Below are 13,533 nucleotides of genomic sequence, written 5' to 3'. Positions count from 1 at the left end.
TTATGATATTAAATGTATTAGTCGAAGGACAAACAGAAGAAACTTTTGTTAAAGAAGTTTTGAATCCATATATAGATAAATATGGGATTTATGCAATACCAATAATTGTTTCAACAAAAGTTGTCGCGGATGGAAAAAACTATAAAGGAGGTTTATCAAATTTTAATTGGAAGTATTTCAATGGCGATTTACAGAAGCTTATTTATTCTACCCCTCATGGTTTGGTTACCACATTTATTGACTATTATGCACTTCCATCTAAATTTCCAGGTTATGAAAATAGAGGAAATTATGCTACTCCAAGACAAAGAGTAGCATATCTCGAAAGTGAATTGTTTTTACTATATGGAAGCCCAAAAAATTTCCTTCCCTATATTCAACTTCATGAGTTTGAAGCTATGCTGTTTTCTGACAAATGTGGGTTTGTAAATTGTGTTGATGAAAGAAATGCAAATTTAGAAGAATTATGCAGTATTATTGAAAACAATAAGTTTCCGGAAGATATAAATGATGGACCAACAACGGCCCCCTCGAAAAGGATTTTGGCTAATTATGTAGAGTATGATAAAGTTCTAGAGGGTAATTTCATTTTACTTGAAATTGGTTTAGAAACTGTATTAGAAAAATGCCCAAAATTAAACGAATGGATAGAAAAAATTATTGAATTTAAAAATGTAAACTACCCAGATAAAAACTAAAAAACATTTTATTTTATTTATTAAACATGTCATTAAATATGTAAATATTTCATTGACCAAAATCATTACAATTTTACTCCACTTTTTTTTAAATCTAACTCATCCGTTAATGCTTTTTTGATGTTATCGTTAAATAATCATTCATATCAGTAAATGGTGGTTCAAATAGCATACTTGGTTCTATTGTGCCATTCTTTGTAAGGTATGTAATAATATTTTATATAAAAGTCATTTGGTCTGTTCTTAGATTCCCTACTTGCAGAAACTCAATCCAAAAGAGAAACCAGAATTCTTTATATTTACTTCTATTAAAGCATTAGAGTTGTTTGCAAGCCCACCAAAGTCTCGTGACAAAAGGTCTTATTTGGATATAAAAAACTCAAGAATTTGAAGTATATCAGGATAAATGAAGTAAAATTTTTTGAATGAGTTTTGCATTTTATGAATTTACAAAATAATGTAAATCATTGACAATAAGATATTTACACATATATCATTTTACTTCTTTTATAATCCGTTTATTTGATTAAATTTGCAAGAATGAATATTTTTTAATATGCAAATTAATTCAGTTTTAGAAAAATTAGACCTTCTTGATAAAGATGGTCTTTTCTATTTGTCTGATATTAAATTAAAACAATTCAGTATTGTTTCTAATAGAATAAAAGAAACCTTACTAAAACTATCTCCTGATGCTGTTTTTTGCATCAATAATGAACCCTTAATATTATTTTTTGAAAACCCTCAAAATTTAGATTTACTTGAACAACAAATTTGGAATTTTAATCAAACTCCAATAATTTTTATTATTTCTCAAAATCAAATCCAAATAAAGAATGGGTTCAATTTTGTTAAAAATGCTGGATTAAATGATTTAACTGATTCTAATAATATTAGTGATTTTGATTATTTTAAATTAATAACTGGAGAATCTTGGGAAAAGTATAAATCAAAGTTTGATAGCAGAAAAAGAATTGATAACTATTTATTAAGCAACATTGAAAGTGCAAGAAGTATTTTACTCAACAAGTTTTTAGATAAAAACATTACTTACAATGTTGCTAATAGTATTGCTAATTCGCTTATTGGTAGAGTAATTTTCATTAGATATTTAATTGATAGAAAAGTAGAATTAAATAAATATGAAATTTTAAGTAAAGAGCAATTTTATGAAATTTTAAAAAATAAAAAAACTGCTTACAAGCTTTTTAAACAACTTAGAAATGATTTCAATGGAAACTTATTTCCTTTAGAATTTATTGTTGATAATGATGCCGTAAATGAAGAAGACTTTGTTAGTGAAGACAGTCTCGAAGTAATTATAAGTTTATTGAATGGTGATAAATTAACCTCATTAAATAAAAAATCTGAAATACAATTGTCATTTTTTGATATTTATGATTTTTCAATTATTCCAATTGAATTTGTAAGTAATGTATATGAAAAATTTATAGGAAGAAGTAATCAAGCTGAGCAGGGTGCTTATTACACTCCACTTTTTTTAGTTGATTATATTCAAAAACAAACTGTAACTGAATATTTCAACTTAAATACAGAGCAATATAATTGTAGAGTTTTAGACCCTGCATGTGGATCAGGAATATTTTTGGTTGAAACTTTAAGGCAAATAATTTTACAATACAGATTAATTAATCCAAATTATAGTGATTCATTAGATGATTACAAGGAAGAATTAAAATATCTTTTAACTGAAAATATTTTTGGAGTTGACAAAGATGAGAATGCAATTAAAGTTGCAATATTTTCACTATACATTACACTACTTGATTATTTAGAACCGAGTAGTATAGTTGGATTTCAATTTCCTGCCTTACTTGGCACTAACTTTTTTGTTGCTGATTTTTTTGATTTAAATGCTGATTATAACAATATAATTAAAAATAAACATTTTCAATTTATTTTAGGAAATCCACCTTGGGGAAAAGTTGAAGATAGTGTTAAGCTTTATGAATCTTATTGGAAAGAAAAAGAGAAAATTGAGAAGACAGATATTAAAGTAACTGATAAACAAATTTCTCAAGTTTTTCTTATAAGAGTAAAAGATTTTTCTTTTGATGAATCTGCTTTAATTGTTACAAGTAAGGTATTATATAATATTAATGCCAAAGATTACAGAAGATATTTACTTACAAATTTTAAATTCAGACAAGTATTTGAATTGTCTTCTATTGCTGAAAAAATATTTAATGTTTCAAATGATTCTTCTATTGAGCCTGCTGTAGTTTTATTTTACAAGGTTTTAGAAAAAGATGAAGATTTTAAAAACAACTTAATTACACATATCTCAGTAAAACCAAACTATTTCTTCAATACATTAAAGCTATTAGTAATAGAAAAATTTGATGTTAAAGAAGTTTTTCAAAGTTTGTTTTTAGATTTTGACTGGATATGGAAAACTTTAGTTTTTGGTAATATATTAGATTTTTATTTTATAAAAAGATTGAAAAATGATTTTTTAACTGTTAATGATACATTACCTTCTGAAAAATTCATAAAATATGGAGGACTAAAAAGAAAAGATGGGAAAAATAATTCTTCAACTGTAAATTTAATAGGTAAACCATTTGTGGATACTTCTAAAAAAGAATTAAAAAACTACTTAATCACAAAGAATAAGCTTTGGAATGAAGAAGTAGTTGGATTTTTACCTGATGAAAACATTTTTAAAGCACCTGTTTTGTTAACAAAAAAAGGTACAAATTCTGACTATCTCTCAATTGCTTGTTTGTCAACAGTAGACTGTGTTTTTACAGATTCTGTTTTTGCTATAAAAGCAATTAATGATGAAGACGTAGATATCCTTAAATCCTTAGAAGCAATATATAATTCAAAGTTTTTTTCTAGTTATTTAATGTTGACAGCATCCTCTTTAGGAATTGAAAGAAAACAAGTGCATATTGATGAGAAACTTAATACTCCATATGTAACAAGTGAATTGTTGATACAGCATATTGATGAATTAAAAATTGAAATGAATAAAGTTCATGATTCTATTCTTTACAATCCATTTGATTTAGATGTGACAAACATAATTTTAGAGAAAATTGAAAATGAGCTTAAAAAGAATTATTTAATTAGTAAACAAGAAAAGGCATTACTTAATTATTCAGAAAACATTTCTATTCCATTAAGAACCGGTAAAAAGTATAATGAAATTTTCAAAAGAGTAGTTTACAAAAATTCAGTTCTTGAAGAGTATGCTAAAATCTTTTTAAATCACTTTGGAGCGATTTATAATAAAGAAGGGCATTTCTTTGAAGTTGAGATTATATATTCTAATCATACAATTGCAATGTATTTTAGAGTAATACCAAATAAATCAAAATCATCTAAAAAAATTATTTGGTCTCAAAAAGGCTACAAAGATTTATTAAGTACATTTTCAAGATTGAATTTTGAAAATGTTGGACAAAACCTTTTTATTCAAAAAGATATTAAAGGGTTTGAAAATGATGGATTCTATGTTATTAAACCAAATGAATATAAATCTTGGCATCCTGCACTTGCATATTTAGATTTATCAGAATTTATTGAAGCATTACATAACTCAAATTCAAATATTGATGGGTAAGTTAGATGCATCAAATTTTAAGTTCCTTGATTTTTACAAGGATGAAGTGTTTGAATTTATTCTTAATCAGATATATAATTGTTATAATAAGATGTTGTGTGATTATACGACAATTGACAATAATGAAAATTTAATCAGAAATGGGCTTTATAAAAATTATTTAGAAAACAATTTAATTAGAGAAGAATTAGGTTTAACACCATATTTATTTGATACAGAAGTAGAACTTTTTAATGATGATAATGATTCTGTAAAAGGTAGAACAGATATAAAGGTTTATAATGCTATTGAAAGAACTAAAAATACAAATGCGTATTATATTATTGAATGTAAAAGAATTGACGGTTCAAATGAATTGAATAAAAAATATATCGAAAATGGGATAAACAGGTTTGTCGAAAATGAAAAATATCCATCTTTCAAAAAAGTAAATGGTATGATTGGATTTGTAGTTAATTCAATAGATATTGAGAAAAACACAAAGTGTTTTTCAGACTTAAAGTTTCATCAATTCATTAATGATTATAAATATTCCTATGTATCTAATCATACAACTACAAAGTCAAATAATCTAACATTATATCATCTAATGTTGGATTTTTCAAGTAAAATAAACCCAATCCTTAATTAAAGAGTTGGGTTTTCTCAATTCAAACTATTTTCATCTTACTACTTATAATTATTTGTTTTCTAAGAACACTTTGTCAAAAGACACCTTACCTATGCCTTGTTTATAACTGGTTATTTTTTAGTTGCTTTTACTATTCGAGCCTCCTTATAAATATCTTGCATTAGTTTTGCTAAAGGTCTATTATTTATTTCTTCTATTAATGTATAATTTCCTAGAATAAACCTTTCAATTTCACTTTCTGAAAATTCTTTTGAAAACGAACCCTTCAAAGACTTTATAAAACTGTCAGTATAAATATATTGCTTTGAATATATTTCAAAAACAACATCCTTGTGCTCATTATACACTTCTTTTAAATTAAAAACTGTATCGTGTCTATTAACTAAATCCTCATGCCCTTTTTTAGGTTTCAATTCTACTGATAAGCTTTCAAACTTTCGATTCCCCGTTAAAATCATATCTATTATCGTGTGCTTATCTGTTACTACATCAAATTTATCATTAATCGAATCAAAATAAGGGTGTATATAATTCTTGATATTAAAATCTTTATCACTCTTAGTAGTATTACAAACTGCACAACATGGCACAAGATTATAGTACGATAAACAGAGAAAAGGATATTTACTTTTTGAATAAAAATGATCAAAATGAAGATTAGCTTTTTTTGATTTTTTTATTGTCAAAACGTAATGATTATTACAATAAGGACATGTCTTAATGCCTAAATCCAGAGCAAAAACATACATCATTCTTAATTTTCGTATCCTTGAGTATCCAAAGATGTCTAAATAACTCTTATATTTTTTATTTTCAAACAAGGTTTTAAATCTATCATAATCTGCTATTATTGTGTCAAAATCGCTTAAAGGAGAAATTATCAATTTTTCAAATTCTTTCGCATTGGTTACTTTCTCTAGAAAATCAATTTTTAATTGAATATCTTTCGTTAGTGGTCGTATAGCTATTAATCGTTCTTCATCAAGCTCTTCGCATAATTTATTTAATGGAGTAATTTTATAATTTCCTACAATTGTCACAAGTCTATTATAATGTTCCAATGCAAGGTCGTCAAGAGTAACTGCTTTATTTTTTATACTACTATAGCCTTTTTCTATCTTAATCATGAATTTGTTCTTTTTTGTTCTTCTTTTGCTTGAGATAATTCAAATTCCAACCTACTTATTTTGTCTTCAGTTGATTCGTAATCTATAGTTGATTCGTCAAAAAGTTCATTTAATTTTTGTCTTAATATTGGCTCACCAATAATATCAATTACATCCTTAATCTTAATTAACTCCTCTTTAAGCAATGCATCACTGATATTTTGTTTATCTTTTTTTATAATATCAAGTTTTGAGATTACTTCTTTAATTTTATATATTGCAAATTCTCCCATATACCCATTTTTCAAGAAAAAACTCTGAGCTAATAAATCATGTATATTAGCAGAAAATGTATTTGCTAATACCCTAATTTGTTCTGTAAACTTATTTTTCTCTTGATTTAATTCTAAAAACATAACATTTGATGTTGGTATATCTGATAATATAAATGGAGAATGGGTTATGAAACAAAAATTAATGTTTTTTATGCTGTTAAATTTGATAACACTAATGCTATCCAAAATATACTTTATATATTTTCTTTGAAAATCAGGATGAAAATATAATTCAATTTCATCTAAAACGATATTTACATTACTATACTTAATGCCCTTACCAACTGAGTCTAAGTTTATAAGATGATACAAGATTGAACTTACAGAATAAATCAATTGTTTTTCACCGGAGCTCAATGTATGAAATTCGACGGTCTCTTTATCCCCTTTAATAGTTTCCAAAATGATTTCCGTTTTAAAAATAGGGGGAGGAATCAATTCTATTCTATTTTCTTCTTTTAAATCATTTTTAGAATTATTAATTAGTAAATCTATCTTTTTTGTAATACTATCAAATGTTAGACTTTGTGTTGTCAAACTATAATGGTGGTATTTTAAAAAATTTAGTGTTTGCTTTATTTTAAACCCTATATGACTTTTATCGTCAAATAAAAGTTCTTTCAAATAAGATTCAAATTTATCATTGACAAATGAATTTGTTTCTCTATCAAAGTAATGTGAATAATTAGGATAAACTAAAGCTATATTTACTAATTTATACACTAAATAATCAAGGCTTATCTTTAAAATAGGATTAATTATGTCTTCATATTCATAAACTCCTAAATCGGAAATTTTAAAATCATAAACCTCACTAATCTTGTTTAAAATTAAATTTAAATCGATTTTTAAGTCATTTAATTTTACATTAATTCTTAATTCCTTCAAAGATTCTTTCCCATTAGCTCTTTCTTTACTTTTTTCTATTTTAGTATAAAGTATTTTATCGTGGAGGTTTCTATTATTAGAAGTTAATTTCAATCTCTTAGCAATGAGATTCTCACTTATTATTCTAAAATTAATATCTCCGTCTTTTACTGGTCTTACCAAGTTAGTAATAAGCCTGGATTTAGCTAAATTATTTTCTGTATTAATATCGAAATTTCCTTCAGTTCTCATTGGATTGATGACAATTGGTATTTGATAGCCATCATTTTTATGAAATAATCCACCTATCCAATTCCCTATTTCTAATGAGTTCAGTGCATATTGTGAATAATTTATTGCAACAGTGTAAAAAAGTTTATGCAACTCAAAGTCAGTTTCTGCCGTTTCAGAAATTTTGTTATCTGTGTATTTAAAAACTTCAAAAGTATCGTCTTTTATTACAAGTTTATAAAAATTATCTGTTTCAAAATATAATGATGCTTGTAAGCCTTCTATAAAATCTAATTGATCTATAAAATCTTTATTTACATATGAGAGATTATTAATAATCATAAATAACAAATCGATTATTGTGCTTTTACCACTCCCATTTTTACCCGCGATTGCTGAAATGTTAATATGAACATTCGGAAGTTCATACAAGTTTTTACAATATTTATTATTAATAGTTATCTCTTCCGATTTTTCATCTATTTTGATATCTGTGTAGAAATAATAAATAACTTTTGGCTCTAGTACTTTATGTATCTTCGGATTACAACCATCTTCTATTTTTAACCCAATAACTCTAAAATTTTCCATTTCTATATTTTAATATGGATTAAAAGTAAGGTATTTCAATTGAATAAATAATTATTAGGGCTAAATAAATAGCCCTAATAATCAACTCAAAAACCAAGAATAGTTGGTAGAACTACCACTTAGTGCTTTTGATACACCAGTGGCAAAGCCAAAGGCATTAACTCCTCTGTCAAGGAATGTATCTACATAGGAAGCTTTGTTGCTTCCTGTTAGTAGATTGTAAAACTCCCACATATTAATATCGCCATTAGAATTTCTACAAAAACTTTCGTCTTGGTAGTAATCTTTGGCAATTGTAGAAAGGTGACCATCATTAAGTAGTAATTCAGGTAACAAGGATTTTTCCTTTTTAGGGAGATAATTATACAATCTGCCTTTACCAATGATTTGAGCAAAATCCCTTTCAGACAAGGAATAATCAAGTAAGTTTTGCATAGAGTTAATATGTTCTTGTGCATTATAATTTTGAATAACTTGTAGCATTTTATCCTCTAGGTCAACGTAACTCATTGCTTTAATATCACTTTGGTAACCATCTGTGGAAACACATAGGTTACAGCAAACCATATTTTGGAATCCAATAAAGAACTTGAATTTTTCAAAGGTTTTTTTGTTGTAAAGGTTCTCCATATTGTAAGCTCTTACTCCTCCGATTGTTAATGCTAAATCATTCCCATTTATATTTGCTTTAATTCCCGGAACTCTTATAATAAAAGCCATTCTTTCAAAGTATGATGTACGCTGATGTTCAAGCAATTCTTTTGCAGCTATATAAAGCGCGTCAGGTGTCCTTCCTTTAATCTGGTGGGATACACGTATTTCTGGAGCGTCAATTATTTGATTTGGAAAGAACCTCGTCACACAGTTTAAGGCAACATCAATAAACTCTTGATGGGATAATGTTGTTTCATTATCCTTTGTAAAAACAGGTATTACACATTTTTCCTTTAAATGCAAAAGGCTAACTTCTTCTGTGTTAGCCTCAATGAAAGGAGATTTTATAATAGGTGCTACTCGTTGTGTACTCATGTCAATAAATGATTCTTCTTGGGCTAAGAGTGCTTGTGCTGGATGATTTTTTTCTATATGCTCCTGCTCTGTTCTAACTTTTATGAGTTCCATTTCCATTTGAAGAAATATTAGAGGTTAAATTGTTTAGTAAATTCCTTTTCGCAACAAAATCTTGCTCAATAGTCTTTGCTATATCTGCATTGTTGTGGTATAGTTCAGTCAATTCCGTAACTGTATTACACTCTGTAACTTTAATTTGAAGTTCTCCTTTTGTCATTGTACTATTACACCAATCTAGAATTTTTCTGCCTGTAGCAGAACTTATTATAAACTGTGGTTTACCCTCAAACAAATTGGTTCTATCCTTTGATGCTGTTGCAAAATGCTTGTAATCAATATCAAAAACTATTGTAAACTCATAAGAAATCTCATCACGTTGAATAGCTTTTAAACCTACTTTTTCAGGAACCATTTTGCCGTTTCTCTCACTTAAAACATAGTCTTGTTTAACTCTCATTGTGCATATTATGTGAACATCACTTTGCAATATCTTATCCACAAAAGCTTTCTGCCTAGGAGTTACCTTATTCCAATTGGTAAAACTGTTACCAGTAAGAGAAGCATGATAATCAAGCAGAAAATCCCAGCAATGCGATATGCTATCAATTATGACAACTTCCATCCCTGATTTAATACATACATCTATTGCTTCCATATACCTTTCAGGTGAATGTGGAGTTTCTAAACTCAGGACATTATAGTTTCCTAAATGAGCATAGAGATTGCTTGAACCTGCTTCTGTATCAATTACAGCTACTTTGGTTAAATCTCCTTTAGATAATCCTTGCGCTAATAAAATTGCACTCATAGATTTCCCCGACCCACTAGGTGCTTGTAAAGCCATTTTGATTTTGGTTTTTTTTCTTTCTGATTTTTTTAATTCCATTTTTTCTTTTTTTTAAGGTTAAATTCAGTCATTTCGAATACCATCAATGGAATTCCTCTAATAAAAGAGAATCTTTATCACATACTTAAATTTCATAAATAAAATTATAAATTATAATAAAATTTTATATTTATTGAAAGGATTCCATTGATGGGTTGTGCAATCAAAAAAGGAAAGCTTTTGCCTTCCTTTTTTGATTATTGCATAATACTTGAGATATCGTAGTTATCGGGTAATCTTATTTTTGCTATTGCAGGTGCAAGGTATTTTTCGACATCTCTCCCAATAACATCCAAATGTTCCTTGATGTATATTTTTGGCAATAGTTCTATTATTTTAGAAGCATTAATATGATAGTATGTTACTTGAGATGGTCTATCATCTATTTTGCTGGTTTGTATTTCAGTATTTAAAAATCCAAGTTCTTTAAATTTTTTAGATATTGTTATCGCCCTATTTTTTTTAATGCCCAATTCTTTCTCAATAGTTGTGTACGAAATAAAGAAAGGAATAAAACCAAACCTTTGAAATTTGATTAGTAATGTTTCAAAAAAAACTCTTTCATCACAACTAAATAAATCACTATTGTATTTTTGAAATGATAATAATCTCAAGCCAAACATTGTATCATAATCAATTACTATGAAATCCATTAAATATTCTGAATTTTCTTCAAATTTTTCAGCATTCATGACTATTTTTGCTCCGGCATTTAAAAGTGGTGAATAATTATTTTCATATTGAACTCCATTTGCTTTTATTGGGAGCAAGATGTATTTTATTTGGATTCCATCTCTAAAATTCTCTTCAATTGTTAATGACAAATCATATAATGGAACATCAGTTATTTTTGTTTCAATATCATCATCTACTTCATCTATTTCTTCTACTTCTTCGTTTCTTTCTATATAAGTTGCAGGGTCTATATACCCATATCCTAATTTTTCAATCATAATAATAAATTTTAATATTCATTTTCATTTTAATTATTATTCAGTTTAAATTGATTTTTATTAAAACTTAATCTGAATAAAATGGTAATGGTTGTTTTTAATTCAGTAAAATTCTGAAGGATCCCCATTAAAATCTTTAGATTCTAAAGACTTTAATTGTTATTTGACTTAACTTTTCAAAAGAGTTAAACACTCAAGTATTTCACTTTTTTTATAATACCTCCTATTGGCAATGCCATAGCACTTAAGCTTTCCTGCTTTAGTCCAATACCATAAGGTTGTTGAGTTAATTTTTAGTAACTTGTAGGTTTCTTCTCTAGTTAAAAGAGTTTCGTTTTTTTCTCTTTTTAGAGCCTCAAATACATCATTCAACTGTTCTTTTAAAGTTGAAATGATTACTTCTTGTAGTTGGTGTACATCTAGATTATGTACCATAATTGCATCTGCCATATTTAATAGATTTAAAATTGGCTGCAAATAGCATTAGGTTAATTTTAGACTTGGTCTAAAAAAAACTAGATTATGGAAAGCTTTTTTTCAACTCTCTCTATAACATTGATTTTTTTGAGTGGATTTTTCGTTTGGGATGACTCTGGACTATAAATAGGGTTAAGATATGGTTGGAGAGTCGTTGAGCTCACGCCAGTTATTGCAGAAAGTAAAATTGCTAATTTGTTTGTGGAGGTATTATAAGGGGACTGTTTTTTCAAAAAATCCAATACCCCTAATTTATGAAGAAATACTATTTTTTCTTCCCCAGTAGTTTCACTTAAATCTATTAGTTCCTCTTTTAAATGAATATTTAATTCCTCTTTTCTAACATCTAAGAACCTTAATTTTTTTACTATAGGTTTTTTTAAATCAGGATGGTAAAAATTTAAGTAATCACTTTTTGACAATAAATTTAGGGTTGAAATCTCACTATCAATAAAGTTTGTTTCATCAAACATATCATTATTGTCATTGAGGATTGTATCTTTTAGACGGCTTTTGTAAGTAAGTTTGTATACATTATAAGGGCAGTACGCCCAATATTGGACTTCAACTTTACTTGCTTCAAATACTTTTTTTGATAGCTGCTTCATATTCTCTTTTAAAGCAGCTATATACCCTTCTTTATCAATAACATTTACATACAAACTTTTAAGATCCTCAGAATTATAATCTTCAATAGGGTCGATACTTAAGACGTCTATAAGTCTTATTTCTTCTTCTTCTAGTTCTTTTATAATTTTAGAAAACTTCATGGTAAAAATATTTAGATAATGACTTAGCTCTGTCTGTTTGACTTTTTCCGATGTAATTTAAAAACATTTTTTCAGATTGATGCCCAGTTGCACTCATAATTAATGGTGTTGGTATAACTCCGTAGTAATTAGTTGCAAATGACCTTCTGCCAATATGAGAAGTAACAAGTTCGTCTTTTGTATAAACTTTCTTAACTTTTCTATTAATACTGCCGTCTAACTTAGAACCTTCCATCAACTCATTTATATTTGCTTTTAGGGCTACTAACTTTATGTATTTGTTGTAATTTACATCTGATATTGGTCTAGGAAATTCTCCTTTTCTTTTATTCAAAATTTTAACTACTTCAGGATGCAAAGGTAAAGCGATATTTTGCTTTGTTTTCATTTGAGTAAATTCAATTAAGGAGACTTTTTTTCCTTTTGAATTAGTTTCAATTCTAATTTTTGATTTATCAAAATTCATAAAGTCAGAAACCCTCTGCCCAGTATAGCAACTAATGATTAGCCAATCTCTTGCATTGTCTAAATAATCTGGCAAATCCTTTACTTCTTGAATTTTTCTTATTTCATCAAAGTTAAGATATACAATTTTTATTTTTTATTTTTTTAAAGACCAATTAAAGATTTCCTCATTAACATTTAAGGCAGTTTTTGCATGTCTGCAAATAGTTTTAATATTTGTTAAATCACCTATAATTGTATTTTGGTTATATTTTAAATCTGTCAAATATTGTTTAAATGTATGTAGTTTGAAATTATTCAATTCTTCAATAGCCAATTTTATTTTTGTTTTTTTCTCATATATGGTAAGTTTATTTCTTGTAGTAACTAATTTTTTTTTAGTGTTTCTATTTGTTATTAATAATTCGATGTAATAGTCAAAATAATCTGTTAAAAATACTGGAACTTTTGGTTGTAATTCTTCCGGATTATAAAAAATGTCAATATGGTGTTGTAGCCATTCTTTATTAACTATATTTAAATCTGTTTTTTTTAATTGGTTAAGAATATGTACTGATAAATCATTAATTATCTTTTTATACTTAGTTTGATCATTAATATGATTGATGTCTTTTAGGTTTTTTTGATTTAATTGCTTTTTCCAAAATACTTTTTCTATTGTAATTCTTGAATTTGCGCCAATAATAATATCATCACCAAATTTTCTAAATAATAATCTGAGAGTTAAATCACCACTGTTTTTAGTGGACCTGTACAAAAAATTAACTGTTGCCATAGTAAATGTGCTTTAGTGCAATACAAAGTTATAATCTGTACGGGTTTTGTATGGTAGGAGTAAATCTGGTTAAATCTAATTCAAA

Annotated in this window: 12 protein-coding genes; 3 read left to right on the top strand and 9 right to left on the bottom strand. The window is 26.9% G+C overall.

Features of this window, described 5'->3' with window-relative positions:
* Positions 1–2 precede the first annotated feature (2 nt).
* The 3 genes from OLM57_RS03555 (at position 3) to OLM57_RS03545 (ending at position 4,921) form a co-directional block, all read left to right on the top strand.
* Positions 3–698, top strand: a complete 696-nt coding sequence (locus OLM57_RS03555) for a DUF4276 family protein (RefSeq protein WP_264565866.1) — start codon at positions 3–5, stop codon at positions 696–698.
* Between the two features lie 556 nt (positions 699–1,254).
* Positions 1,255–4,290, top strand: coding sequence for an Eco57I restriction-modification methylase domain-containing protein (locus tag OLM57_RS03550; protein WP_264565865.1), 3,036 nt, complete (start codon positions 1,255–1,257; stop codon positions 4,288–4,290).
* Positions 4,283–4,921, top strand: a complete 639-nt coding sequence (locus OLM57_RS03545; RefSeq protein ID WP_264565864.1) for a hypothetical protein — start codon at positions 4,283–4,285, stop codon at positions 4,919–4,921. The genes OLM57_RS03550 and OLM57_RS03545 overlap by 8 nt, the downstream gene beginning before the upstream one ends.
* A 110-nt stretch (positions 4,922–5,031) precedes the next feature.
* Here OLM57_RS03545 and OLM57_RS03540 read toward each other — a convergent pair whose 3' ends face one another.
* The 9 genes from OLM57_RS03540 to OLM57_RS03500 form a co-directional block, all read right to left on the bottom strand.
* Positions 5,032–6,048, bottom strand: a complete 1,017-nt coding sequence (locus OLM57_RS03540) for an HNH endonuclease (RefSeq protein ID WP_264565863.1) — start codon at positions 6,046–6,048, stop codon at positions 5,032–5,034.
* Complete coding sequence (locus OLM57_RS03535) at positions 6,045–8,051, bottom strand: ATP-binding protein (protein ID WP_264565862.1); 2,007 nt, start codon at positions 8,049–8,051, stop codon at positions 6,045–6,047. Before OLM57_RS03535 ends, OLM57_RS03540 begins: the two co-directional genes overlap by 4 nt.
* An 81-nt stretch (positions 8,052–8,132) precedes the next feature.
* Positions 8,133–9,179, bottom strand: coding sequence for a DUF3871 family protein (locus OLM57_RS03530; RefSeq protein ID WP_264565861.1), 1,047 nt, complete (start codon positions 9,177–9,179; stop codon positions 8,133–8,135).
* Complete coding sequence (locus OLM57_RS03525) at positions 9,154–10,008, bottom strand: ATP-binding protein (protein WP_264565860.1); 855 nt, start codon at positions 10,006–10,008, stop codon at positions 9,154–9,156. Before OLM57_RS03525 ends, OLM57_RS03530 begins: the two co-directional genes overlap by 26 nt.
* Before the next feature lie 197 nt (positions 10,009–10,205).
* The gene (locus OLM57_RS03520; RefSeq protein ID WP_264565859.1) at positions 10,206–10,961 is read right to left on the bottom strand and encodes a hypothetical protein; all 756 of its coding nucleotides are present in this window, start codon (positions 10,959–10,961) and stop codon (positions 10,206–10,208) included.
* A 168-nt stretch (positions 10,962–11,129) separates the two neighbouring features.
* Complete coding sequence (locus tag OLM57_RS03515) at positions 11,130–11,411, bottom strand: helix-turn-helix domain-containing protein (protein ID WP_264565858.1); 282 nt, start codon at positions 11,409–11,411, stop codon at positions 11,130–11,132.
* Positions 11,412–11,476: 65 nt separating this feature from the next.
* A complete protein-coding gene (locus OLM57_RS03510; RefSeq protein WP_264565857.1) occupies positions 11,477–12,208 on the bottom strand; it encodes a hypothetical protein in 732 nt (243 codons plus the stop codon).
* On the bottom strand, positions 12,195–12,749 hold the full coding sequence (locus tag OLM57_RS03505; RefSeq protein ID WP_264565856.1) for a tyrosine-type recombinase/integrase: 555 nt from the start codon (positions 12,747–12,749) through the stop codon (positions 12,195–12,197). Before OLM57_RS03505 ends, OLM57_RS03510 begins: the two co-directional genes overlap by 14 nt.
* A 60-nt stretch (positions 12,750–12,809) precedes the next feature.
* The gene (locus OLM57_RS03500) at positions 12,810–13,448 is read right to left on the bottom strand and encodes a phage integrase SAM-like domain-containing protein (RefSeq protein WP_264565855.1); all 639 of its coding nucleotides are present in this window, start codon (positions 13,446–13,448) and stop codon (positions 12,810–12,812) included.
* Between the last annotated feature and the right edge of the window lie 85 nt (positions 13,449–13,533).

It is taken from the genome of Flavobacterium sp. N3904 (assembly GCF_025947305.1).
Classification (GTDB): Bacteria; Bacteroidota; Bacteroidia; order Flavobacteriales; family Flavobacteriaceae; genus Flavobacterium.
Note: the sequence above shows the minus strand (reverse complement) of the source record. Positions and strands in the feature narration are given on the sequence as shown.

Bases quoted from the DNA above. Each gene is read 5' to 3' on its own strand.
- OLM57_RS03535 (WP_264565862.1), bottom strand. From the start codon at position 8,051: ATGGAAAATTTTAGAGTTATTGGGTTAAAAATAGAAGATGGTTGTAAT.
- OLM57_RS03500 (WP_264565855.1), bottom strand. From the start codon at position 13,448: ATGGCAACAGTTAATTTTTTGTACAGGTCCACTAAAAACAGTGGTGAT.
- OLM57_RS03550 (WP_264565865.1), top strand. From the start codon at position 1,255: ATGCAAATTAATTCAGTTTTAGAAAAATTAGACCTTCTTGATAAAGAT.
- OLM57_RS03540 (WP_264565863.1), bottom strand. From the start codon at position 6,048: ATGATTAAGATAGAAAAAGGCTATAGTAGTATAAAAAATAAAGCAGTT.
- OLM57_RS03515 (WP_264565858.1), bottom strand. From the start codon at position 11,411: ATGGCAGATGCAATTATGGTACATAATCTAGATGTACACCAACTACAA.
- OLM57_RS03530 (WP_264565861.1), bottom strand. From the start codon at position 9,179: ATGGAAATGGAACTCATAAAAGTTAGAACAGAGCAGGAGCATATAGAA.
- OLM57_RS03520 (WP_264565859.1), bottom strand. From the start codon at position 10,961: ATGATTGAAAAATTAGGATATGGGTATATAGACCCTGCAACTTATATA.
- OLM57_RS03510 (WP_264565857.1), bottom strand. From the start codon at position 12,208: ATGAAGTTTTCTAAAATTATAAAAGAACTAGAAGAAGAAGAAATAAGA.
- OLM57_RS03555 (WP_264565866.1), top strand. From the start codon at position 3: ATGATATTAAATGTATTAGTCGAAGGACAAACAGAAGAAACTTTTGTT.
- OLM57_RS03545 (WP_264565864.1), top strand. From the start codon at position 4,283: ATGGGTAAGTTAGATGCATCAAATTTTAAGTTCCTTGATTTTTACAAG.
- OLM57_RS03525 (WP_264565860.1), bottom strand. From the start codon at position 10,008: ATGGAATTAAAAAAATCAGAAAGAAAAAAAACCAAAATCAAAATGGCT.